Source organism: Candidatus Kosakonia sp. 282A-S69, from assembly GCF_029433855.1.
GTDB classification, from domain to species: domain Bacteria; phylum Pseudomonadota; class Gammaproteobacteria; order Enterobacterales; family Enterobacteriaceae; genus Kosakonia; species Kosakonia cowanii_A.
This window is the reverse complement of record NZ_JAROAU010000001.1, coordinates 495153-515397: the sequence shown is the minus strand read 5'-3', so window position 1 is coordinate 515397 and position 20245 is coordinate 495153. Positions and strand designations below refer to the sequence as shown.

Here is a 20245-nt window from a genome sequence, read left to right as displayed (position 1 = left end):
TTATTTCTCACTGTCGACCAGACCGCGCACAAAGGCGCGCTGCATGGTTAAAACGATAACAACCGGGGGGATCAGCGTCAGCAGCATCGCAGCCATCACCTCGTTCCACTGCGTCGTGCCCTCGCCACTCGACATCATCCCTTTGACGCCCGCCACGGCGGTGCCCAGGTTGACATCGCTGATAATCAACAGCGGCCACAAATACTGGTTCCAGCCGTAGATAAAGGTGATGACAAATAGCGCCGCAAGATTGGTGCGCGACAGCGGCAGCACAATGTCGCGGAAAAAGCGCATCGGCGAGGCGCCGTCAATACGCGCGGCTTCCATAAGCTCGTCCGGTAAAGTCATAAAGAACTGGCGGAAGAGAAAAGTCGCGGTGGCAGACGCCATCAACGGCAGGGTCAGGCCGGTATAGCTATCGAGCATCTTCAGGTTGGCGATCACTTCCACCGTCGGGAAGATGCGCACCTCTACCGGCAGCATCAATGTACTGAAAATCATCCAGAAAAAGAGGTTTCGCAGCGGAAAACGAAACCAGACGATGGCGAAAGCTGAGAGGATCGAGACGGCAATTTTCCCCACGGTGATCACCAGTGCCATGATGAAGCTGTTGGTCAGCATCAGCCAGAAGGGTGCACTATGAGGGCCGACGCCGTTGACCCAAATCGCGCGCAGGTTCTCCCAAAGATGGCCGCCGGGGATCAGCGTCATCGGTGTGTCGTACACCGCGTTGATATCAAGCGTGGCGGTGACAAAAGCGACGTAGAGCGGAAACAGCACCACTGCAACGCCTGCGATAAGCATGATATGGCTGAACAGCGTCAGCCCTGGGCGATTCTCAATCATTGGTAGCGCACCTTACTTTCGACATAGCGGAACTGCACCACCGTCAGCACTATCACCAGCACCATCAGGATCACCGACTGCGCTGCAGAGGTGGAGAGATCCAGCCCGGCAAACCCTTCGCGATAAATTTTATAAATCAGCGTGGTGGTCGCCTGCACCGGACCACCGGCGGTCGCCGCATCGATAACCGGAAAGGTATCGAAGAAGGCGTAGACGAGGTTGACCACCAGCAGGAAGAAGCTCACGGGTGCGATAAGCGGCAGAGAAAGTTTGAAGAAACGGCGAATGGGCCCTGCGCCATCAATAGCGGCAGCTTCCACCAGCGAGCGGGGAATGGACTGCAACGCGGCGAAGAAGAAGAGGAAGTTGTAACTTATCTGCTTCCACACCGAGGCGAATACCACCAGAAACATCGCCTGCCCGCTGTTCTGCGCATGGTTCCAGTCGTAGCCGAACTGCTCAAGAAAGTGCGTAATCAATCCACGCCCGGGATTGAAAAGAAAGATCCACAATACGGCGGCAACCGCGGGCGCCACGGCGTAGGGCAGCAGCATCAAAGTTTGGTAGATGCGGCTGCCGCGCACCACGTTATCCACCAGCGCGGCAAAGAACAGCGAGACCAGCAGACCGCTGAAGGTGACCATCGCACTAAAGCGGATCGTCGTCCAGAAGGCGTCGAGATAGTAGCTGTCGTGAAACAGCGCGGTAAAGTTATCCAGCCCGACAAACTGGCTGGAGAGGCCAAAGGGATCGACGCTCTGCACGGAGTACCACAGCGCTTCGCCCGCAGGCCAGAGAAAGAAAATCACCGTAATCGCCAGCTGCGGCGCGACGAGCAGATAGGGTAGCCAGCGTGAACGAAACACCGGACGGGATGAGGACATAACAAGACTCTTTTTGAAAATGCCGGAGGGCGGCGACGCGGTAGATTGACCGATTTACAGGCCGGACACGCGCTGTGCCGCTCCGGCCTTTAACATTACGACTTCGTTGACTTCTCGAAGCGGCGCAGCAGTTGGTTACCGCGCTCCACCGCAGCGTCCAGCGCCTGTTGTGGGGTTTTCTTACCGGTCCACACGCTCTCCAGCTCTTCATCAAGCACGGTGCGGATCTGCGGCATATTGCCCAGACGCAGCCCTTTGGTGAAGGCTAACGGCGGCTTGTTCAGCATCTGGCGCGTGGCGATATCCGCCCCCGGGTTTTTGTCATAAAAGCCCTGCTGGCGCGTCAGATCGTACGCAGCTTTGGTAACAGGCAGATAACCGGTTTTCTGATGCCACTCGGCAGCAATTTCCGGTTTGGTCAGGAAGTCGAGGAACTGCGCCACGCCTTTGTAGGTCGCCTCATCTTTGCCCTGCATTACCCACAGGCTGGCACCGCCGATAATGGCGTTTTGCGGCGCGCCTTTAACGTCGGCGTCGTACGGCATCATGCCAACACCGTAGTTAAATTTCGCATAGTGCCGAATATCCGCCAACGAACCGGATGAGGCGGTAGTGATGGCGCAATCGCCGTTATAGAACTTTTCCGTGGATTCATCTTTACGGCCAAAGTAGCTGAATTCTCCCTTCTTATTCAGCTCTTCCAGCATGGCGATATGTTTCACCTGCTCCGGCTTGTTAAACTCCAGCACCGCATCGGTACCGTCAAAACCGTTGTTTTTAGTCGCGACCGGCAGACCGTGCCAGGCGCTAAAGTTCTCAATCTGGATCCAGCCCTGCCAGCCGCTGGCGTAACCACACTTCATGCCCGCCGCTTTCAGCTTCGCGGTATAAGCGGCCAGATCCTGCCAGGTTTTCGGCGGCTGATCCGGGTTCAGACCCGCTTTTTTGAACGCATCTTTGTTGTAATAAAGCACCGGTGTGGAGCTGTTAAACGGTTGAGAGAGCAGATGCCCGGTTTTTGAGTCGGTGTAGTAACCCGCAACGGTCGGCACGAACTGGCTTTCGTCAAAAGTAATACCCGCATCTTTAAAGACCTGGTAAACCGGTTTGATCGCTTTGGAGGCCATCATCGTCGCGGTGCCCACTTCGTAAACCTGCAGCAGCGCCGGCGCGTTACCGCTGCGGAAGGCGGCAATGCCCGCGCTCAGGTTCTGCTCGTAGTTACCTTTATAGACCGGAACGATTTTATAGTCGGGGTGGGTCTCATTAAAACGTTGCGCCAGGGAGTCGACCTCTTTGCCTAACTCGCCTTCCATAGAGTGCCAGAACGGGATAGTGGTTGCGGCCATGGCATTGCCGGCAAAAACGAATCCCAGCGCCAGACCCAAAGCTGTATGTCGTAACGTCGTCATTGTGCTCTCTCTTGTTATACGGGATGCGCGATATCACGCGTTTTGTGCTCGCGAGGTAACATGACACGCTCGAATGACAGAAAAATAACTATTTAATTACAAAAAAGTGACAGCCAGGCGTCAGGCAGATGTCTCGCAAGTGATGGAAAGATGAAGGAAAAATGGCGGGTCAGACAAAGGGCTTCCCGGCGAACCAGGAAGCCCCTTGTTTGCGCAGCTTCACTTCCTTGCCTTTCAGCAGGTAAGAGGCTACGCTGACGTTGTCTAGGTGCCTGTGTAGCCTCGGGTTAATTGAAAAATTGACTCGGGGCTTTCATCTTTCTGCCTCACAACATTTCTGCGTATTACTTCTAAATGCAGCCCATGAGGCAAAAAGCCTCAAGCGCCGCCCGCATCGTATTCCTCTCCACCACACTCCGCATGGCTGAAGTACGTTTTTCAGAAAAAAAACCGGCCCTTGCGAGACCGGTTTTTATGTTTTTACTTCAACGCGTTAGCCGCCGAGGTAAGCGCTTCTCACCGCTTCGTTCGCCAGTAACGCATCGCCGGTATCTTCGAGCACCACATGCCCGTTCTCCAGTACGTAGCCGCGATCGGCGAGCTTCAGTGCCTGGTTAGCGTTTTGCTCCACGAGGAAGATGGTCATCCCCTCTTTACGCAGCTGCTCAATGGTGTCGAAGATCTGCTGAATAATAATCGGTGCCAGCCCAAGCGATGGCTCATCCAGCAGCAGCAAGCGCGGCTGGCTCATCAGCGCGCGGCCTATCGCCAGCATCTGCTGCTCACCGCCGGACATAGTACCGGCGCGCTGTATGCGGCGTTCATGCAGGCGCGGGAAGAGCTCATAGACCCATTTAATACGCGTCTGGTATTGATCGCGGTGGGCAAAGAAGCCGCCCATCGCCAGGTTCTCCTCCACGGTCATACGTGAGAAGACGCGGCGGCCTTCCGGCACGATCGCCACCGCTTCGCGCATAATCTTCGCCGTTTGCCAGTCGGTAATATCTTTGCCATCGAATACCACACGACCACTGGTCGCGCGCGGATCGCCGCACAACGTGCCGAGCAAGGTGGTTTTCCCCGCGCCGTTGGCACCAATCAGGGTCACTATCTCCCCCTGATTGATATGCAGACTGACCTCGTGCAGCGCCTGGATTTTGCCGTAGTGGGCGCTAACTTTGTCAAAAGATAACATTGCGTTTTGCATCTTATGCCTCACCCAGATAAGCGCGGATCACGTCCGGGTTGTTACGAATCTCTTCCGGCGTCCCGTTGGCCAGCGGTGTCCCCTGGTTAACGACATAGATCCGGTCGGAAATACCCATCACCAGCTTCATATCATGCTCAATCAGCAGGATCGTGGTGTTGTGATGGTTACGCAGCTCGACGATCAGCTCATCCAGCTCTTTGGTCTCTTTCGGGTTTAACCCTGCCGCCGGTTCATCCAGCATCAGGATCTCCGGCTGCGTCACCATGCAGCGGATAATTTCCAGACGGCGCTGATCGCCATAGGCCAGATTGCTGGCCTGGCGGTTAGCATGTGCCAACAAACCTATCCTCTCAAGCCAGGTCGCCGCGCGATCGAGTGCTTCGCTCTGCGTGCGGCGAAACGCGGGCGTCTTCAACAGACCAGAGAAGAGCCCGGTTTTCAGTTGCTGATGCTGTGCCACCAGCAAGTTCTCAATTACCGTCATTTCACGGAACAGACGTACATGCTGGAAGGTGCGTACGACGCCCATTCGCGCGATTTGCTGACCTGGTAGCCCTTCGAGATGCTTGTCACGCAGCATAATGGTGCCGCCGGTGGGTTTATAAAAACCGGTCAGGCAGTTGAAGACGGTGGTTTTCCCCGCACCGTTCGGCCCAATCAGCGAGACAATCTCCTGCGGACGCAGCTCCAGCGAGACGTTGTTAACCGCCAGCAAACCGCCGAAGCGCATCATCAGGCCATTTACCGATAACAGTGGCTGACTCATGCCTGCTCTCCTTTCGCCTGGCCGTTTTTCAGTTTCAGCTGCGGACGCGTCATCGGCAGCAAGCCCTGCGGACGCCAGATCATCATCAGCACCATCAAACCACCCAGCATTAACATGCTGTATTCATTAAAATCACGCATCAGTTCACGCGAGACCACCAGCAAAATAGCGGCGAGGATCACCGCGAACTGCGACCCCATTCCGCCCAGTACAACAATCGCCAGTACAAAGGCCGATTCGGCAAAGGTGAATGATTCCGGGCTGACAAAGCCCTGGCGCGCAGCGAACAGCGTCCCGGCAAAACCGGCGAACGCAGCGCTGATGGTAAATGCCGTCAGCTTAATGCGCGTCGGGTTGAGGCCCAGCGAGCGGCAGGCGATCTCATCTTCACGCAGTGCTTCCCAGGCGCGGCCCAGCGGCATACGCAGCAGGCGGTTGATGACGAAGAGCGTCACCACCACCAGCAGCAGCGCCACCAGGTAGAGGAACACCACGCGGTCGCTCGGATCGTATTTCACATTGAAGAAGTGGCTGAAAGTATCCCAGCCGCCTTCACGCGCTGTACGGCTAAACTCAAGGCCAAACAGCGTCGGTTTCGGGATCTGGCTGATGCCGTTTGGCCCGCCGGTTACTTCGGTGTTGTTAAGCAGCAAAATGCGCACAATCTCACCGAAGCCCAGCGTCACAATCGCCAGGTAGTCGCCGCGCAGACGCAGCACCGGGAAGCCCAGCAGGAAACCTGCGGCGGCGGAAACCAGCCCCGCCAGCGGCAGACAGGTCCAGAAGCCAAGCCCGTAATAGTGGTTCAGCAGGGCAAAGGTGTAAGCGCCAATAGCGTAAAAACCGCCATAACCCAGCACCAGCAGACCGGAGAGGCCAACAACGACGTTAAGCCCAAGCCCCAGGATGATGTAGATCATTGTCATGGTGGCGATATCAATGGTGCCGCGCGACACCATAAACGGCCACACCACGGCAATAACCAACAGCGCCAGCAAGAAAAGTTTCTGTTTGACCGTTGAGCCATCAATAGCTGGCAGAACAAATTTCGGCCCGGAGACCCCTTTCAGGCTCTTCTGGAAAACAGGGCGCAGTAACTGGAAGAAAAAGACCACCGCAGTGCCGATAAAGATCCACTGCCAGCGGATGTCCGCCGCGTTATCGACCACCAGCCTGGTGCCATTCAGCTCCAGTTGAACGCCCATAAAGACGCCCGCGAGAATGAAGAACATGGCGGCGGAGAGCAGCGCCATCGCAAAATGCATCGGTTTCATACTTTCTCTACCTCCGGGCGACCAAGGATGCCGGTCGGCATCACCAGCAGGACGCCAATCAGCAGCGCGAACGAGACCACATCTTTATACTCAGTGCTCAGGTACGCCGAAGAGAGCGCTTCTGCCACGCCGAGGATGAGCCCTCCTATCATCGCGCCAGGGATGCTGCCGATACCGCCCAGCACCGCGGCAGTAAATGCCTTCATACCTGCCATAAAGCCGATGTAGGGGTTAATCACGCCATAGAACTGGCCAAGCAGCACGCCGGCAACCGCCGCCATCGCTGCGCCGATCACAAAGGTCAGCGCGATAACACGATCGGTGTTGATACCAAGCAGGCTCGCCATTTTTAAATCCTCTGCGCAGGCGCGGCAGGCGCGTCCCATGCGGGAATAGCGGATAAAGAGCGTAAGCGCGAGCATCGCGACAAAGGTGACGATCCAGATAACCAGCTGCATCGTGGTGATGGAGGCGGCGAAGTTGTCGCTGCTGCCAATAGTCCACTGGCCGTTGAAGAGGCTTGGCAGGGCCACGTCGCGCGAGCCTTCCGTCAGGCTGACGTAGTTTTGCAGGAAAATGGACATGCCGATGGCGGAGATCAGCGCAATCAGGCGCTTGGAGCTGCGCACCGGGCGGTAAGCGACGCGCTCGATACTCCAGCCGTACGCGCTGGCGATTATTATCGCGCCGACGAAACCGGCTCCGACCAGCAGCCAGCTTGAGTCGATGCCCATCATCATAAGCGCGGCGATTATCATAAAGGAGACGTAGCTGCCGATCATGTAGACCTCGCCATGGGCGAAGTTAATCATGCCGATAATGCCGTACACCATGGTGTAGCCAATCGCGATCAGGGCGTAAGTGCTGCCCAGCGTGACGCCATTGAACATCTGCTGCAAGAAATAGAGAAACTGCTCAGACATAACTTAACCTTCTTAAATCTCTCAAGATTTTCGTCCAAAGAGAGGGATGACTGTGACTTCGCCACACAAGACGAACCATCGGCGTGTCGTTGGAAAATACTCAATTTAAATCCCTTCAGATCGCCTTTTTCATCCCAGTTCGGCGGCCCTGTTTCGGTTTTAGCCCCGTTGGCTTTAAACGCGTTAATCAGGTCAGCGGCTCATTCAGCGCGCCCGGCGCAGCATCTCTCCACTTTCCGGTTAATAACCAACGTAGTAGACAAAGACGATATTTTCTTTCTTTAGATGAGCGTTGAGCGCAGAAAAAACTACTTCCCTGAGGGTAATAGCGTTAAACAAGACCGCGCTGCCATGACCGGCTTTCAACCATTCGCGCGACAAATGTTTTCGCGTGCCTTTTCATGCCTGCTACCCCGTTCGTGATGTTGTGTGAAAATATTGTTTTTATGTGGTTAAAAAGCATTCTGTACTTTTAATGCACAATGCTATTTTTACCAGCGCCTTTAATGAGTTAGCGTGGTTTTTTGGCATAACCCACACTAAATACTCTATTTTTCAGGCGATTAAGCAGAGATAATATTCTGTATTCAACGCGAGATAAACATCTAAAAACGCCGCTTACAGCATAAAATAACGGGAGTATACGCGGATGAAAACGCCCTCCTTCAGGTTAAAATCCTGTGTCTTTTTCGATCTCTGATGTTTCTGGCTATACCTGTCGCTGCGCTAAAACTATTCACCTGTTGTATTAAAAATAAAAAAGTCTCAAACCACGCCGGGTGAAATTGTTTACACTCACACCCTGTTTCACGTTTTGGACAAACGGTAGATGAAATTAACCATTATCCGGCTGACCAGTTTCAGCGAGCAGGATCATATTGATTTAGCGAAAGTCTGGCCGGAATGCTCCCCCATATCTCTTGATATTGACGACACGCACCGTATTTATGCCGCGCGGTTTAATGACCGCCTGCTGGCCGCCGTGCGTGTGACGTTGCGCGGCACCGAAGGCGCGCTGGATTCGCTGTGTGTGCGGGAGGTCACTCGCCGTCGCGGCGTCGGGCAATACCTGGTGGAGGAGGTGATCCGCGATAATCCGTCGATTACCCGCTGGTGGATCGCAGATACCGGCGTTGAAGATCGCGCCGTAATGAGCGCCTTTGCACAAGCGCTCGGCTTTACCGCACAGCAAAAGGGTTGGGAGAAACGCTAAAGATAGCGGGCAGTGTAGGTAATGCCCGAGCGGAATGTTGCGTTGCAGCCGGTTATTACTCCCCGGTCGCTTACAGACGTAAGCGACCGGGGCGAATGCACGCAAGGCGACGATCAGTGACTCATCACTTCGCGTCGGTCGCAGTACCGTTCGCATGCCAGGTAAAGACGCCGAACTCAAAGCCCTTCAGGTCGCCCTTCTCATCCCACGTCAGCGGCCCCATCACGGTTTCAACGGAGTGACCCTTCAGGTAAGTTGCGATTTCCGCCGGATCGTCAGACTGGTTCAGGCCCGCAGCCAGCGACTGCAGCGCGGCGTAGGTGGTCCAGACAAACGCGCCGCTCGGATCCTGTTTCTTACCTTTGATGGCATCCACAATCGGCTTGTTCGCCGGGACCTGATCGTAGTTTTTCGGCTTGGTGACTAACATCCCTTCAGCAGACTCACCGGCGATGTTTGAGAGTGAGACGTTCGCCACGCCTTCCGGCCCCATAAACTGGGTTTTCAGACCGGCCGCACGCGCCTGGCGCAGGATCTGCCCCATTTCCGGGTGGTAACCGCCGTAGTAAACAAAGTCGATATTCTCTTTCTTCAGACGCGCAACCAGCGTGGAGAAATCTTTTTCACCGGCGGTGATACCGTCGAAGAAGACCACGTTCGCATTGCCTTTTTTCAGGCCATCCTGCACGGCGCGCGCCAGACCTTCGCCATATTGCTGCTTATCATGAATGATGGCGATGCGCTTCGGCTTCACTTTATCGAGAATGTATTTCGCCGCGGTCGGGCCCTGGTCGGAGTCGAGGCCGGTGGTACGCAGCGTCAGTTTGTAACCGCGCGCGGTCAGCTCAGGGGCGGTGGCCGCAGGCGTGATCATCAGGATGCCTTCATCTTCATAAATGTCAGATGCAGGCTGAGTTGAAGAGGAGCAGAGGTGACCAATAACATATTTGATGCCATCGTTAACCACTTTGTTGGCTACCGCTACTGCTTGTTTCGGGTCGCAGGCATCGTCATATTTCACCACGACCAGTTTGTCGCCTTTTACACCGCCTTTCGCATTGATATCGGCAACAGCCTGCTCAGCACCGGTAAATTCCTGATCGCCATACTGCGCAACCGGACCGGACATCGCACCGACAACCGCAACTTTGATATCTTTGGCGAATGCCACGTTGCTCATTGCTAACGCAATACATCCTGCCAGTAACGCTTTGCCCTTCATTTTCATCCTGAGTTTCCCCATTGTTATGGTTTTTGCAATTGTTGTGATGTTGTTATCTGGAATATTGCTTCGCTTATCACCCTAAGCAAAGAATATGATATTTGTTATTGTGCAGAATAGTGCCCTGTAAGCAGCATACTCTGCTAAAACATACCCCATTTTATGGAATAAGGAATAGCAATTTTGCAGGTTATGCGGCAGAGCGATGCGAGAACGTGACAAAGCCGCCCATAAGGCGGCTGAATAATTACTGCATGAGCGACCGCTGAATAATATCCAGCGCTTTTCGGAACTGCTCATCCGGAATAGTCAGTGGATAGAGGAAGCGGATAACGTTGCCATAGACGCCGCAGCTGAGCAGCAGCAGCCCAGCCTGAAGAGCCTTATCCTGCACCTGTTTGGTGAACTCCGGTGACGGCGCGCCGGTTTGCGGGTCAGTAAACTCCACCGCCACCATCGATCCCTGCGTGCGGATTTCGGCAATATAGGGGCAGTGCGCTTTTGCATGAGTGAGCACTTCGACCAGATCTTTGCCCAGCTGGTTAGCACGTTCGCACAGCTTCTCCTCGTCAATCACGTCCAGCACCGCATGCGCTGCCGCCACAGCCAGCGGATTACCGGCATAGGTGCCGCCCAGACCGCCCGGTGCGGGGGCATCCATCACCTCGGCACGCCCGGCGACCGCTGAAAGAGGCAGACCGCCCGCGAGGCTTTTCGCCATGGTGATGAGATCGGGTTTGATGGCGTAGTGCTCGCTGGCGAAGAGCTTGCCGGTACGGGCAAACCCGCTCTGCACCTCGTCGATGATCAGCAGAATGCCGTGGCTGTCGCACAGGGTGCGCAGCGCCTGCATAAAGTCTGGCGGAGCAATATTAAAGCCCCCTTCGCCCTGTACCGGCTCTAACAGAATGGCGGCCACTTGATCGGGGGCGATATCGGCTTTGAAGAGATACGCCAGGCTCTGCAACGCCTGCTCAGTACTGACGCCGTGCAGTTCATTTGGATAGTGAGCGTGATAAACCGAACCAGGAAACGGCCCGAAGCCGATTTTGTAAGGTGCGACTTTTCCCGTCAGCGCCATGGTCATAAAGGTGCGCCCATGGAAGCCGCCGCCAAAGGCGATGATTCCCGGGCGTTTGGTATACGCGCGGGCGATTTTCACCGCGTTTTCGACCGCTTCAGCTCCGGTGGAGAAGAAAGCGGTTTTCGCCGGGCCATCAATGGGTACGCGCGCGTTGATGCGCTCTGCCAGCGCAATATAGCTTTCGTAAGGAACGATTTGGTAAGCAGTGTGCGTGAAGGCCTGGAGCTGTTTTTCAACTGCTGCCATCACTTTCGGGTGTCGATGACCGGTATTAAGCACCGCGATCCCGGCGGCAAAATCAATCACTTCGTTACCTTCGACATCCCACAGCGTGGCGTTTTCTGCTTTCTCAGCGTAGAAGCCGCACATCACACCCACCCCGCGCGGCGTCGCGGCTACACGCCGCTGATGTAATTCACTATTCTTCACCTTTTTTCCCTCTCTGTGCCAACCCACTGAGTAAGTATATAGCGCCTTCGTTAAGACGACGTTTTAACCAGCGCCGGGAGTGAGAGGAAATTCAGATAATAAAAAACCGGGTGAGCTTTCGCTGACCCGGTCTGTTTGCGGCTGGCGCTTACGCTTCGATAGCGGCGCGCAGTTTTTTCATCGCGTTCTTTTCAAGCTGACGTACGCGTTCGGCGGAAACGCCGTATCGGTCGGCCAGCTCCTGCAGCGTGGACTTGTTATCTTCGTCCAGCCAGCGGGCGCGGATGATCTGCTGGCTGCGTTCGTCGAGGCCCTGCATCGCATCGGTCAGCTTATTTGCTGCCTGCTCTTCCCAGTTATCATCTTCAATGCCATCAGCAAAGTTAGATGTTTTGTCCTGTAGGTAGAGCACCGGTGCCATCGGCTGGCCATCCTGCGCATCGTCATCGGAAGACATATCAAATGTCATGTCCTGGGCCGCCATACGCGACTCCATTTCACGCACGTCTTTGCTGGTCACACCCAGTTCGCGGGCGACCATTTCGACTTCGTCCTGGTTAAACCAGCCGAGGCGCTGTTTTGCCTTACGCAGGTTAAAGAACAGCTTACGCTGTGCTTTAGTGGTCGCGACTTTCACGATACGCCAGTTGCGCAGCACATACTCGTGGATCTCAGCTTTGATCCAGTGCACGGCGAAAGAGACCAGACGCACACCGACTTCAGGGTTGAAGCGGCGTACCGCTTTCATCAGGCCGATATTTCCTTCCTGGATCAGATCCGCCTGCGGCAGACCATAGCCCGAGTAGTTACGAGCAATATGAACAACAAAGCGCAGGTGAGACAGGATCAGCTTTTTCGCTGCTTCCAGATCGCCCTGGTAATGCAGCTTTTCAGCCAGCGCCCGCTCTTCATCAGCCGTCAACATCGGCCATGCGTTAGCGGCCCGGACGTAAGATTCCAGGTTGCCAACAGGGGCTAAAGCTAAAGTTTGCATTTCTTTGGTCATTCAAATCCTCTCAATTCACTATCAACTGGCGGCGGTCTGTCCCCATCAGGCAACAAACATGCCAGCATTTTTGAGCAACGAGAATAGCATTCACTTTTTTATCAGACAGTGATTTTATCCACAAGTTCCTTGTAGGCGTGTGAATAAATTACGCACAAATTGTGACATCCGGATGAACAGCCGACGCGGGGAACAGCATGACAGTTGGATACGCTCTCCCTGCAACGGTATTCGTCATTGCAGGGGAGGAGTATACCAGAGAATCGTTAGTCCGGAGTAAAGTGACGTAAATGTTGGACCGTCGCCAGCCAGGCGGCAATCCAGCCAATCATCGAACAGACCAGTAACAGCAACAAACATTCATCGAAAGATAAGCCACTTAACTCAAATTGAGTGCCGAAGACCTTCGCTACATCCGTCACCGCCGATGAGAGTCGCATCACCAAAATTTCAGACAAAATGAGCGATAAAAACGCGCCGGAGAAGCCAAGCAACGCGCCGCCGTAAAGGAATGGGCGCAGAATAAATCCATCCGTTGCGCCAATCAGCTTCTGCACGTTGATGGTGTCACGACGGGAAAAGATGCTAAGACGCACGCTGTTGCCAATCACCAGGAAGACAGCGGCGATCATTAATACGCCGATCATCGCTGAAACGCGCCCGACCAGCCCGGTCAGCGCCGACAGACGCGCAAACCAGCTATCATCCATGCGCACTTCATCGATGCCCTGCACACGCGTAATGCGATCACGCAGCGTGTTCAGCGCCTCGGTGCTCTGGAAATCGATTTTCGGCACCACTACCGCCACTGCCGGCAGCGGGTTCTCTTCCAGCATATCTAACGCGCCGCCAAAGCCGGACCAGTTACGAAACTCGCCGAGCGCCTCTTCGCGGGAGAGATAGTTGACCTTCTCGACGCCCGGCTCGGATTGCAACTGCCCGACTACCTGCTGCGCGGCGTTATCATCCAGCGATTTATCGAAGTAGACAGTGATCTGCGGCGAAGGGTAGTACTGCGAAGCCGCATGGCTGACGTTTTTGTAGACCATATAGCAGACGCTTGGCAGCGTCAGCGAGATGGCAATCACCATCACCGTCAGGAACGTCGCCAGCGGTTTACTCTTCAGATCCTGCAGCGCGCCGTGCCAGGCGTAGCGCACCTGTTCGTTGAAAACATTGGTTTTACGCGAAGGCGGTCGGGAGGCCGGTTTGTTACGCCGTGGCGCGCTACGGCTGCCCTCGCCCGCCGATGAGGAGGATTTGCGAAAACGGTCAAGCTTGCTGCCGAATTGTCGAATGTGATTGATTGCGTCGCGCTTATTCACCCGCCAGGCCTCCATGCAAATGGCCGTCGCTCAGGCTCAGCATGCGGTACGAACGCCGGGAAATAAGCCCCATATCGTGCGTCGCCATCAGTACCGTCACCCCAACGCGGTTAAACTCTTCAAACAGACGTAAAATCCCTTCAGAGAGGGCTTCATCCAGGTTCCCGGTCGGTTCATCCGCCAGCAGTACGGCAGGCTTATTCACCACCGCGCGGGCGATTCCCACACGCTGCTGTTCACCGCCGGAGAGCTGAATCGGGAAGCTTTTCGCTTTGTCGAGCAGCCCGACTTTATCCAGCGCCGCCGACACGCGACGACGGATATCATCTCCGCTGGCACCGGCGATAATCAGCGGGATCGCGACGTTATCAAACACCGTGCGATCCATCAGCAGATGGTGATCCTGGAAAATCATGCCAATCTGGCGGCGCAGAAACGGCACTTCGCGGTTTTTCAGCCGGGAAATTTCGTGGCCGCTGAAGAAGATTTTCCCGGCGCTTGGCCGTTCAATCCCACAGATCAGCTTCAGCAGGGTACTTTTACCCGCGCCGGAGTGCCCGGTCAGAAACGCCATCTCGCCCTGCTGCAGGTGAAAGGTCACTCCCTGCAGTGCTTGTCTCCCACCGAGATAGGCTTTGCTGACATGTTCAAAGCGAATCATTGTTAATCCTCTCGGGCAAAAAGCGCCTCAATAAAATCGCCCGCATTAAACGGACGCAAATCTTCAATACGTTCGCCAACACCGATATAGCGGATAGGAATGCCGAACTGATCCGCGACCGAGAAGATCACCCCGCCTTTCGCGGTGCCGTCAAGCTTGGTCAGCGTGATGCCGGTTAAACCGACCGCTTCGTGGAACAGTTTGGCCTGGCTTACCGCATTTTGCCCGGTGCTGGCATCAATCGTGAGCATCACTTCATGCGGCGCGTTCTCATCCAGTTTCTTCATCACGCGCACGATCTTTTTCAGCTCTTCCATCAGGTGCGATTTATTCTGCAGACGGCCGGCTGTATCCGCAATCAGCACATCGACATTACGCGCCTTCGCTGCCTGAATAGCATCAAAGATAACCGACGCGGAATCCGCGCCGGTATGCTGGGCAATCACCGGAATATCGTTGCGCTGGCCCCATACCTGCAGCTGCTCAACCGCCGCTGCGCGGAAGGTATCGCCCGCCGCCAGCATTACCGATTTGCCCTGCTGCTCAAACTGGCGCGCCAGCTTGCCAATGGTGGTGGTTTTACCGACGCCGTTAACGCCAACCATCAGAATGACGAACGGCGTTTTGCCGTCGACATTCAGCGGCTCGTCTACCTTTGCAAGGATCTCACTCATCTCCTCTTTCAGCAGGCCATACAGCGCTTCCGCGTCGCGCAGCTGCTTGCGGCTGGCCCCTTCCGTCAGGTTGGTGATGATTTTCCGCGTAGTCTCGACGCCGACATCAGCAATCAACAGCTGCTCTTCCAGTTCTTCGAAGAGATCATCATCGATTTTTTTACCGCGGAACAGACTGATAAATCCGGAACCGAGATTCTCTTTAGTTTTCAGCAGGCTACGTTTTAAACGCGCGAAGAAACCCTCTTTGGTTGGCTTCTCCTGCTCCTGAACCGGCTCGTCAACCGGCACAACCATCACCGCTTCTTCCGCCGCTTCGGCCGCCAGCGCGTCCAGCTCCTCCTCGCTCGGCAGCGTTTCGTCTTCTATTTCTTCAACGACTGGCTCTGCAACTTCAACGTCTGCGGTGACCAGCGGCTCGGCTTCAGCCTGCCACTCTTCGGCGTCAATACGCTGTTCGGCAAGCTCTTCCGGCAGCGGCAGCGCTTCATGCTCAACGGCAGCAACGGGTGCTGCTTCGATAATCTCTTCGACGGGCTCTTCGACAGCCGGTTCGTCTATAACCTGCTCGTCTGCAATGCTCTCTTCTGCGACTGCCTGCGGTGCCTCTTCATGCGCCAGCTGCTCGCTAACCTCGACAACCTCTTCAGCGAACTTTTCGCTGTCGGCGGCAGGCTCTGCAACCGGCGTCTCTTCTACCGGTTGTTCTGCCGGTTTCTGCTCTTCAGCTTGCGCCTCATCGGCCCGCTCTTTCTGCCCAAAGCCCAGCCAGGAAAAAAAGCCACGTTTCTTTTCATTTGCCATTGGCGACTACACTCCTCGCTGTTGATTCTATAGCGCAGCCTGTCTGCTCGACCAGGACTGAAATCATTGGTGAATTAGTCGGATAGTCTAACACTTTCCTTATCTCTCATCACGGCCTGAGGATTAGGGTTTAACGCAATTCATCTGCCCGCTAGAATAGCAGGCCGAAATGATGAGCAAAGCGAAGACCATGAAGAAACCCAACCGTGCCGCCAGCGGACAAATTCGTATTATTGGCGGGCAGTGGCGAGGCCGTAAATTACCGGTTCCCGACAGCCCAGGCCTGCGCCCGACCACCGATCGCGTGCGCGAAACACTTTTTAACTGGCTGGCACCGTCAATGGTTGATGCTCGCTGCCTCGACTGCTTCGCTGGCAGCGGCGCGCTCGGGCTGGAAGCGCTCTCCCGCTACGCCGCCAGCGCGACCCTGGTCGAGATGGAGCGCAGCGTCGCCCAGCAGCTACAGCAAAACCTCGCTACGCTTAAAGCCACTAACGCAAAAGTCGTTAACAGCAACACGCTGAGTTATTTAGCCGCCGCGGGCACGCCGCACACCATTGTGTTTATCGATCCGCCGTTTCGCAAAGGGATGCTGGATGACACCGTCCGTTTGCTGGAGAACAACGGCTGGCTGGCGGATGACGCGCTCATTTATATCGAGAGCGAAGTGGAAAATGGCTTACCGTCGGTGCCTGCGCACTGGCACTTACACCGGGAAAAAGTGGCGGGTCAGGTGGCATACCGTTTGTATCACCGCGAAGCACAAGGAGAGAAGCATGCCGTTGCTGATTAATCTGGGTCGTCTGATGATGCTCTGCATCTGGGCCTTTCTAATCTTCAATCTGATCCACCCCTTTCCGCGCCCGTTGAATATTTTTGTCAACGTCGCGCTGGTCTTCACCTTCTTTATGCATGCCTTGCAGGCGACGATGATGAAAACCGCGCTGCCAAAAGAGGGACCGCAAATGACCAAAGTCGAGCAACTGCGCATTTTTCTTTTCGGCGTCTTTGAACTGCTGGTCTGGCAGAAGAAGCTGAAAGCAAAGAGATAACTCTGTCAGATTAGGCGGAATTGCAGCACATCGGGGGAAGTTCGCATTGTCATCCCCCTTTTTACGCCACTACACTTGAGGGGAGAGTTTTACGCAACAATAACAGTTACAGGGACTTAATTATGCTGTGGTCATTTATTGCTGTCTGCTTTTCCGGCTGGTTGTATGTCGACGCTTCCTATCGTGGCCCGGTGTGGCAACGCTGGGTGTTCAAACCCGTAACCCTTCTGCTTCTACTGCTGCTCGCCTGGCAAGCGCCAATGTTCGACGCCATCAGCTATCTGGTGCTGGCGGGTCTGTGCGCCTCGCTGGTCGGTGACGCCCTGACGCTGCTGCCGCGCCAAAAGTTACTTTACGCTATCGGCGCCTTCTTCCTTGCCCATCTGCTCTATACGATCTACTTCGCCAGCCAGATGACGCTCTCCTTCTTCTGGCCACTGCCGCTGGTGCTGCTGGTGATTGGTGCCCTGCTGCTGGCGGTGATCTGGACGCGTCTTGAGGAGCTGCGCATGGCGGTTTCCACGTTTGTTGCCATGACACTGGTGATGGTGTGGCTGGCCGGTGAACTGTGGTTCTTCCGCCCGACCAGCCAGGCGCTGTCGGCATTTATCGGCGCGTCGCTGCTGCTTATCGGCAATATTGTCTGGCTCGGCAGCCACTACCGTAAACGCTTCAGCGCGGATAACGCCATCTCCTCCGCCTGCTATTTTGCCGGTCACTTCCTGATCGTCCGTTCGCTCTATATCTAAAGCGCTTGACTCTGGAGTCGACTCCAGAGTGCATACTCCGGTTAATGAGAAAATTATCATTCACCGGAGGATGCGATGCCTGCTCCCGAACTCAAAAAAACGCCGCACTTTACCGCGCTGAAACTGCGTCCCGTTGCTGAAAGCAACGCCCCCTGTTGCAGCGATACCCGCTGTGCAACCCGTTCCGCGCCGGAAATGGACGCCTCCGGCGAGCGCTTTAGCTGGCAAGTGAGCGGCATGGATTGTGCCGCCTGCGCCCGTAAAGTAGAAAACGCGGTGCGCCAGCTCGAGGGCATCACCCAGGTGCAGGTCGCCTTTGCCACCGAAAAGCTGATTGTTATCGCAAAGCATGATGTGCGCGAGCGCGTAGAACAAGCCGTTAAGCAGGCGGGCTACCAGCTTCGTAGCGAAAACAGCCCCCCCGCGCCTGCGCCTTCTCCCCTGCGCGATAACCTGCCGCTGATCCTCCTCACCGTGATGATGGCCCTAAGCTGGGGGCTGGAGCAGTTCAATCACCCCTTCGGCCAGGCGGCCTTTGTTCTCACCACGCTGGTTGGCTTATGGCCAATTGCGCGCCAGGCCGTGCGCCTGATGAAGAGCGGCAGTTGGTTCGCCATTGAAACCTTAATGAGTGTGGCGGCGACTGGCGCGCTGGTTATTGGCGCGAGCGCCGAAGCGGCGATGGTGCTGCTGCTATTTTTAATCGGCGAACGTCTTGAGGGCTGGGCCGCCAGTCGGGCGCGCAAGGGTGTGAGTGCGCTGATGGCGCTTAAACCCGACAGCGCCATTCGCGTGCGTAACGGTGTGCGTGAAACCATCCCCGCCAGCCAGCTGCAACCCGGCGATACGATTGAAGTTCCCGCGGGTGGACGTTTACCGGCAGATGGTCGCCTGATCTCCCCGTTCGCCAGTTTTGATGAGAGTGCGTTAACCGGCGAATCGCTGCCGGTCGAGCGCAGCGCGGGCGAAAGCGTGCCCGCAGGTGCTACCAGCGTCGATCGGCTGATTACTCTGGACGTCGTTTCAAAATCGGGTGAAAGCGCCATCGACCGCATCCTGAAACTGATTGAGGAGGCAGAAGAGCGCCGCGCGCCCATCGAGCGCTTTATCGATCGCTTCAGCCGCATTTATACACCGGCGATCATGGCCGTCGCGCTGCTGGTGGCGGTGGTTCCGCCCCTGCTCTTTTCCGCCCCGTGGCTGGAGTGGATCTACAAAGGGCTGGCGCTGCTGCTGATTGGCTGCCCGTGCGCGCTGGTGATCTCCACGCCTGCTGCCATCACCTCCGGGCTGGCAGCGGCCGCACGTCGTGGGGCACTGATCAAAGGCGGCGCGGCGCTGGAGCAGCTTGGCACGCTGCGTCAGGTAGCGTTTGATAAGACAGGCACGCTGACCCTCGGCAAACCGCAGCTGGTCACCATTCAGCCGTTTGCAGGAATCGATGTGCAGACGCTACTGGCGCTCAGCGCCGGCGTTGAGCAGGGCTCGACGCACCCGCTGGCGCTGGCGATTGTGCAGGAGGCGCAGCGTCGTGAAGTCGCTATTCCGCAGGCAGATGGGCAGCGCGTGCTCGCCGGGAGAGGCATCGAAGCGCGTATCGGAGCGCATGAGATACGCATCAGCGCGCCGGAAAAGGTGCCAGCGGGCATGCTGAATGAGATAGCGCGCAAGCAGATTGAGCAGCAGGAAGCACAGGGGCAAACGGTGGTAGTAGTGCTGCGCGATAACACCGTTATCGGTACGCTGGCCCTGCAGGATACCCTGCGCGACGATGCAAAAGCTGCGGTAGCGGAACTGCATAACCTTGGCATCACAGGCGTGATCCTGACCGGCGACAATCCGCGGGCAGCGGCAGCGATTGCCGGCGAGCTGGGGCTGGAGTTCCGCGCCGGGCTGCTGCCGGAGGATAAAGTCCGCGCCGTGCGCGCCCTGAATGCAGAGGCTCCGCTGGCAATGGTGGGCGATGGCATTAACGATGCCCCGGCAATGAAAGCGGCAACCCTCGGCATTGCGATGGGCAGCGGCACTGATGTTGCGCTGGAGAGCGCCGACGCGGCGTTAACCCATAACCGGCTCTCCGGTCTTGGGCAGATGATCCGCCTGGCGCGCGCCACGCACCGCAATATTCGTCAGAACATTGCCATTGCGCTGGGGCTGAAGGGGATTTTCCTGGTCACTACGCTGTTGGGGATCACCGGATTATGGCTGGCGGTGCTGGCAGATACCGGCGCAACGGTGCTGGTCACGGCCAACGCGCTGCGCCTGTTACGCCGCAAAGATTAGTGGCTTTTACGCACTACATAGCGGTAGGGCAGCGCCGCGGTTTGTTCGGCAACCAGCTCATGTTCCATAAAACGGCAGAAGCCGGGAATATCGCGGGTGGTTGCCGGATCGTCGGCGATAATCAGTACAGTTTCGCCAACCTGCATATTACGCACGGTTTTGCGCACCATCATTACCGGCTCCGGGCAGCGCAGCCCGAGGGCATCAAGAGTGTGGTCGGCGGTAGAAAACGGATCGCTCATCTTCATCTCACAAGTGAAAAAACCGCCCTAGTTTACGCTGCCATTTTCCGGGCGCAAGGGAGGTTAACGATTGCGTTAAAATTAGCCGTTGCATCGCGCGATGATTGCAGTATCATGCGGCGGCTTCTGCCTGGCAGAGCATAAATTGAACTGGGTTCCCTCACCCCATTTACCAAAAAGGTCACA

At 56.0% G+C, this 20245-nt stretch carries 19 protein-coding genes and 1 pseudogene; 5 read left to right on the top strand and 15 right to left on the bottom strand.

The window, feature by feature from the left end:
* The 8 genes and pseudogenes from ugpE to PU683_RS22395 form a co-directional block, all read right to left on the bottom strand.
* Positions 1-846, bottom strand: a complete 846-nt coding sequence (gene ugpE / locus PU683_RS02335) for a sn-glycerol-3-phosphate ABC transporter permease UgpE (RefSeq protein ID WP_277169924.1) — start codon at positions 844-846, stop codon at positions 1-3.
* Positions 843-1730: a sn-glycerol-3-phosphate ABC transporter permease UgpA gene (gene ugpA, locus PU683_RS02330; RefSeq protein WP_277169923.1), complete on the bottom strand. Its 888-nt coding sequence runs from the start codon at positions 1728-1730 to the stop codon at positions 843-845. The genes ugpE and ugpA overlap by 4 nt, the downstream gene beginning before the upstream one ends.
* A 95-nt stretch (positions 1731-1825) precedes the next feature.
* On the bottom strand, positions 1826-3142 hold the full coding sequence (ugpB, locus tag PU683_RS02325) for a sn-glycerol-3-phosphate ABC transporter substrate-binding protein UgpB (protein ID WP_277169922.1): 1317 nt from the start codon (positions 3140-3142) through the stop codon (positions 1826-1828).
* A 493-nt stretch (positions 3143-3635) separates the two neighbouring features.
* The gene (livF, locus tag PU683_RS02320; protein WP_277169921.1) at positions 3636-4349 is read right to left on the bottom strand and encodes a high-affinity branched-chain amino acid ABC transporter ATP-binding protein LivF; all 714 of its coding nucleotides are present in this window, start codon (positions 4347-4349) and stop codon (positions 3636-3638) included.
* 1 nt (position 4350) lies between these two features.
* Complete coding sequence (livG, locus tag PU683_RS02315) at positions 4351-5118, bottom strand: high-affinity branched-chain amino acid ABC transporter ATP-binding protein LivG (protein WP_277169920.1); 768 nt, start codon at positions 5116-5118, stop codon at positions 4351-4353.
* Entirely contained in the window at positions 5115-6392 is a 1278-nt protein-coding gene (locus PU683_RS02310) for a high-affinity branched-chain amino acid ABC transporter permease LivM (protein ID WP_277169919.1), read from the bottom strand. Before PU683_RS02310 ends, livG begins: the two co-directional genes overlap by 4 nt.
* Positions 6389-7315, bottom strand: a complete 927-nt coding sequence (gene livH, locus PU683_RS02305; protein ID WP_277169918.1) for a high-affinity branched-chain amino acid ABC transporter permease LivH — start codon at positions 7313-7315, stop codon at positions 6389-6391. The genes PU683_RS02310 and livH overlap by 4 nt, the downstream gene beginning before the upstream one ends.
* A 56-nt stretch (positions 7316-7371) precedes the next feature.
* Positions 7372-7509, bottom strand: a pseudogene (locus tag PU683_RS22395) (leucine ABC transporter subunit substrate-binding protein LivK); the annotation flags it as partial.
* Between the two features lie 635 nt (positions 7510-8144).
* Here PU683_RS22395 and panM point away from each other — a divergent pair.
* Positions 8145-8528, top strand: coding sequence for an aspartate 1-decarboxylase autocleavage activator PanM (panM, locus tag PU683_RS02295; RefSeq protein WP_277169917.1), 384 nt, complete (start codon positions 8145-8147; stop codon positions 8526-8528).
* Between the two features lie 124 nt (positions 8529-8652).
* Here the strand turns inward: panM and PU683_RS02290 are convergent, their stop codons facing one another.
* The 6 genes from PU683_RS02290 to ftsY form a co-directional block, all read right to left on the bottom strand.
* Positions 8653-9756, bottom strand: a complete 1104-nt coding sequence (locus tag PU683_RS02290) for a branched-chain amino acid ABC transporter substrate-binding protein (protein ID WP_139569052.1) — start codon at positions 9754-9756, stop codon at positions 8653-8655.
* A gap of 241 nt (positions 9757-9997) precedes the next feature.
* Positions 9998-11263, bottom strand: coding sequence for a 4-aminobutyrate--2-oxoglutarate transaminase (locus tag PU683_RS02285; protein WP_277169916.1), 1266 nt, complete (start codon positions 11261-11263; stop codon positions 9998-10000).
* 148 nt (positions 11264-11411) lie between these two features.
* Positions 11412-12269, bottom strand: a complete 858-nt coding sequence (gene rpoH / locus PU683_RS02280; RefSeq protein WP_023482062.1) for an RNA polymerase sigma factor RpoH — start codon at positions 12267-12269, stop codon at positions 11412-11414.
* Positions 12270-12535: 266 nt separating this feature from the next.
* A complete protein-coding gene (gene ftsX / locus PU683_RS02275) occupies positions 12536-13594 on the bottom strand; it encodes a permease-like cell division protein FtsX (protein ID WP_277169915.1) in 1059 nt (352 codons plus the stop codon).
* A complete protein-coding gene (gene ftsE, locus PU683_RS02270; protein WP_187800386.1) occupies positions 13587-14255 on the bottom strand; it encodes a cell division ATP-binding protein FtsE in 669 nt (222 codons plus the stop codon). Before ftsE ends, ftsX begins: the two co-directional genes overlap by 8 nt.
* Before the next feature lie 2 nt (positions 14256-14257).
* On the bottom strand, positions 14258-15733 hold the full coding sequence (gene ftsY / locus PU683_RS02265; protein WP_277169914.1) for a signal recognition particle-docking protein FtsY: 1476 nt from the start codon (positions 15731-15733) through the stop codon (positions 14258-14260).
* Between the two features lie 190 nt (positions 15734-15923).
* Here ftsY and rsmD point away from each other — a divergent pair, with 190 nt between their 5' ends.
* The 4 genes from rsmD to zntA all read left to right on the top strand — a co-directional run bounded on the left by rsmD (position 15924) and on the right by zntA (position 19817).
* The gene (rsmD, locus tag PU683_RS02260) at positions 15924-16526 is read left to right on the top strand and encodes a 16S rRNA (guanine(966)-N(2))-methyltransferase (protein WP_277169913.1); all 603 of its coding nucleotides are present in this window, start codon (positions 15924-15926) and stop codon (positions 16524-16526) included.
* Positions 16516-16785 (top strand): DUF1145 family protein, encoded by a 270-nt coding sequence (locus PU683_RS02255; protein WP_223284346.1) that lies wholly within the window; start codon positions 16516-16518, stop codon positions 16783-16785. Before rsmD ends, PU683_RS02255 begins: the two co-directional genes overlap by 11 nt.
* A gap of 122 nt (positions 16786-16907) precedes the next feature.
* Entirely contained in the window at positions 16908-17534 is a 627-nt protein-coding gene (locus PU683_RS02250) for a lysoplasmalogenase (RefSeq protein WP_277169912.1), read from the top strand.
* Between the two features lie 75 nt (positions 17535-17609).
* The gene (gene zntA / locus PU683_RS02245) at positions 17610-19817 is read left to right on the top strand and encodes a Zn(II)/Cd(II)/Pb(II) translocating P-type ATPase ZntA (protein WP_277169911.1); all 2208 of its coding nucleotides are present in this window, start codon (positions 17610-17612) and stop codon (positions 19815-19817) included.
* Here the strand turns inward: zntA and tusA are convergent.
* Positions 19814-20059: a sulfurtransferase TusA gene (tusA, locus tag PU683_RS02240; protein WP_277169910.1), complete on the bottom strand. Its 246-nt coding sequence runs from the start codon at positions 20057-20059 to the stop codon at positions 19814-19816. The two genes, zntA and tusA, sit on opposite strands and share 4 nt — an antisense overlap.
* Positions 20060-20245: the final 186 nt, after the last annotated feature.

Coding starts and splice junctions, on each gene's coding strand:
- PU683_RS02250 (WP_277169912.1), top strand. CDS start 16,908: ATGCTGTGGTCATTTATTGCTGTCTGCTTTTCCGGCTGGTTGTATGTC.
- rsmD (WP_277169913.1), top strand. CDS start 15,924: ATGAAGAAACCCAACCGTGCCGCCAGCGGACAAATTCGTATTATTGGC.
- zntA (WP_277169911.1), top strand. CDS start 17,610: ATGCCTGCTCCCGAACTCAAAAAAACGCCGCACTTTACCGCGCTGAAA.
- PU683_RS02310 (WP_277169919.1), bottom strand. CDS start 6,392: ATGAAACCGATGCATTTTGCGATGGCGCTGCTCTCCGCCGCCATGTTC.
- panM (WP_277169917.1), top strand. CDS start 8,145: ATGAAATTAACCATTATCCGGCTGACCAGTTTCAGCGAGCAGGATCAT.
- tusA (WP_277169910.1), bottom strand. CDS start 20,059: ATGAGCGATCCGTTTTCTACCGCCGACCACACTCTTGATGCCCTCGGG.
- livG (WP_277169920.1), bottom strand. CDS start 5,118: ATGAGTCAGCCACTGTTATCGGTAAATGGCCTGATGATGCGCTTCGGC.
- PU683_RS02290 (WP_139569052.1), bottom strand. CDS start 9,756: ATGAAAATGAAGGGCAAAGCGTTACTGGCAGGATGTATTGCGTTAGCA.
- ugpA (WP_277169923.1), bottom strand. CDS start 1,730: ATGTCCTCATCCCGTCCGGTGTTTCGTTCACGCTGGCTACCCTATCTG.
- ftsY (WP_277169914.1), bottom strand. CDS start 15,733: ATGGCAAATGAAAAGAAACGTGGCTTTTTTTCCTGGCTGGGCTTTGGG.
- ugpB (WP_277169922.1), bottom strand. CDS start 3,142: ATGACGACGTTACGACATACAGCTTTGGGTCTGGCGCTGGGATTCGTT.
- rpoH (WP_023482062.1), bottom strand. CDS start 12,269: ATGACCAAAGAAATGCAAACTTTAGCTTTAGCCCCTGTTGGCAACCTG.
- ftsE (WP_187800386.1), bottom strand. CDS start 14,255: ATGATTCGCTTTGAACATGTCAGCAAAGCCTATCTCGGTGGGAGACAA.
- livH (WP_277169918.1), bottom strand. CDS start 7,315: ATGTCTGAGCAGTTTCTCTATTTCTTGCAGCAGATGTTCAATGGCGTC.
- ugpE (WP_277169924.1), bottom strand. CDS start 846: ATGATTGAGAATCGCCCAGGGCTGACGCTGTTCAGCCATATCATGCTT.
- livF (WP_277169921.1), bottom strand. CDS start 4,349: ATGCAAAACGCAATGTTATCTTTTGACAAAGTTAGCGCCCACTACGGC.